At 73.1% G+C, this 2,309-nt stretch carries 3 protein-coding genes; all 3 read left to right on the forward strand.

Annotation, left to right across the window (positions count from 1 at the left end):
* Positions 1-324: Bug family tripartite tricarboxylate transporter substrate binding protein (locus AD428_RS21515; protein WP_255352291.1), on the forward strand; the 324-nt coding region annotated here is incomplete at its 5' end.
* A gap of 7 nt (positions 325-331) precedes the next feature.
* Positions 332-1,522 (forward strand): amidohydrolase, encoded by a 1,191-nt coding sequence (locus AD428_RS21520; RefSeq protein ID WP_053246538.1) that lies wholly within the window; start codon positions 332-334, stop codon positions 1,520-1,522.
* 19 nt (positions 1,523-1,541) lie between these two features.
* Positions 1,542-2,309, forward strand: a 768-nt coding sequence (locus tag AD428_RS21525) for a phosphoribosyltransferase (RefSeq protein ID WP_082308541.1), incomplete at its 3' end; no start/stop codon positions are given.

Consider the following 2,309-nt stretch of genomic DNA (forward strand, 5'->3'; position numbering starts at 1 on the left):
CTGCGCGCGCTGGGCGTGACCTCGGCCGCGCGCGTGCCTTCGCTGCCGGACGTGCCGGCCTTCGGCGAGACGCCGGAACTCAAGGGCTTCGAGCTCAACACCTGGACCGGCGTCTTCGTGCCGGCGGGCACGCCGCCCGGGGTGGTGCAGACGCTCAACCGCGAGCTGAACGCGGTGTTGCGCATGGAGGACGTGCGGCAGCGGCTGGCCGAGGGCGGGGCGCTGCCAGGAGCCGGCACGCCCGAGGCGTTCCGGGCGTTCCTGGGCAAGGAGCAGGCGGTCTATGCGCGCATCGTCGAGCGCGCCCACATCCGGCAGGAGTGACGCGGCCATGAAGCAGGACGAACAAGACCCGGTGCTGCCGGAAATCCGCGCCATCCAGGACGAGATGGTGGCGCTGCGGCATCGCATCCACGCCCACCCGGAGCTGGCCTACGAGGAGCATGCCACCGGCGACCTGGTGGCCGAGCGCCTGGCCGCCTGGGGCTACGAGGTGCACCGCGGCCTGGGCGGCACGGGCGTGGTGGGCACGTTGCGGCGCGGCGCGGGCGGACGCCGGCTGGGCCTGCGTGCCGACATGGACGCCCTGCCGATCCAGGAGACGACCGGGCTGCCCTATGCGAGCCGCCTGGCGGGCAAGATGCACGCCTGCGGCCACGACGGCCACACCGCCACGCTGCTGGCCGCCGCGCGCGCGCTGGCCGGGCGCGCGCGCTTCGAGGGCGCGCTCAACCTGATTTTTCAGCCAGCCGAGGAAGGCCACGGCGGGGCGCAGCGCATGATCGAGGACGGCCTCTTCCAGCGCTTTCCCTGCGATGCGGTCTACAGCTTCCATAACGAGCCGGGCTATCCGGCCGGGCGTTTCGGTTTCCGGGCCGGCGCCATGTACAGTTCCTCGGACACGGTGATCATCACCGTGCGCGGCGTGGGCGGGCATGGCGCGATGCCGCACGCGGCGGTCGACCCGGTGGTGGCGGCGGCCGGCATCGTGCTGGCCCTGCAGACCATCGTGTCGCGCGAGATCGACCCGAACGACATGGCCGTGGTGACCATCGGCGCCATTCATGGCGGCGACGCGCCCAACGTGATTCCGCAATCGGTGGAGCTGCGCCTGACCGTGCGCGCGCGGCGCGCCGAGACCCGCGCCCTGTTGCGCGAGCGCATTACCGCCATCGCCACGGCGCAGGCGGCGGTGCACCGCGCCACCGTGGAAGTGGACTACCGCTGGCGCTATCCGCCGGTGGTCAACGACCGCGAGGCCACCGCCTTTGCCGAAGAGGTGGCGCGCCGCTGGCTGGGCGAGGACTGGCTGATTCCCGACCTGGAGCCGCTGCAGGCCAGCGACGATTTCGCCTTCATGCTGCAGGAAGCGCCGGGCAGCTATTTCATTGTGGGCAACGGCGAGGGCGAGGGAGGCTGCATGGTGCACAACCCGGGCTACGACTTCAACGACGCCATTCTGCCGGTCACGGCCAGCTACTGGGTGCGGCTGGCCGAGGCGTTCCTGGCGCCGGCGGGCTGACGGCCGGGAGACGCAGCGCATGACCGTGTCGCCGACGCCGGACGCCGCCGGCCTGCCGTTCGACCCCACCACCGAATATTGGCAGGCCATCGAAACCGCCGGGACGCTGCGCGTGCCGGCCAATCCGCCTTATGCGCGGGCTTATCCGGCCCGCCTGCCCGATGGGCGCTACCTGGTGCTGCCGCTGCGCGGCGTGCCGGGCGACGCCGGCCGCTGCGTGGCCTCGCTGATCGCCAACCACGCCAGCCTGGACGTGGTGGAAACGCTGGCCGGCTTCATGGCGCAGCGCGCCCGCGCCTTCGGTGCGGAGCTGGTGGTGGGCCTGCCCACGCTGGGCCTGGCGTTCGCGCCGCTGGTGGCGCGCGCGCTGGGGTTCAGCCGCTATATCCCCTTCGGCTACTCGCGCAAATACTGGTACGACGAGTCGCTGTCCGTGCCGGTGCATTCGCTGACCACGCCCGGTGCCGGCAAGCGCCTGTACGTGGACCCCAACCTGGCCGGCTGCCTGCGCGGCCGCCGCGTGCTGGTGGTGGACGACGCCGTCAGCACGGGCCAGACCATGGCCTCGGCGCTGGCGCTGCTTGCGCGGTGCGAGGCGCGCGTGGCCGGCATCGTGGTGGCCATGCAGCAGGGGCAGAGGTGGCGCGAGCGGCTGGTCGACGAGGCGGGCCGGCCGCCTGCCCCTGGCCTGCGCCTTTCGAGGGGGCGGCCGCGCATGCGCCGCACCGGCGGGCGGCTGGGAGCCCGAGCCCGCCGCCTGATCCCCGGGCCTCGCGCCCATGCGGCG

This window comes from Achromobacter sp. DMS1 (genome assembly GCF_001270295.1).

Bases quoted from the DNA above. Each gene is read 5' to 3' on its own strand.
- AD428_RS21520 (WP_053246538.1), top strand. From the start codon at position 332: ATGAAGCAGGACGAACAAGACCCGGTGCTGCCGGAAATCCGCGCCATC.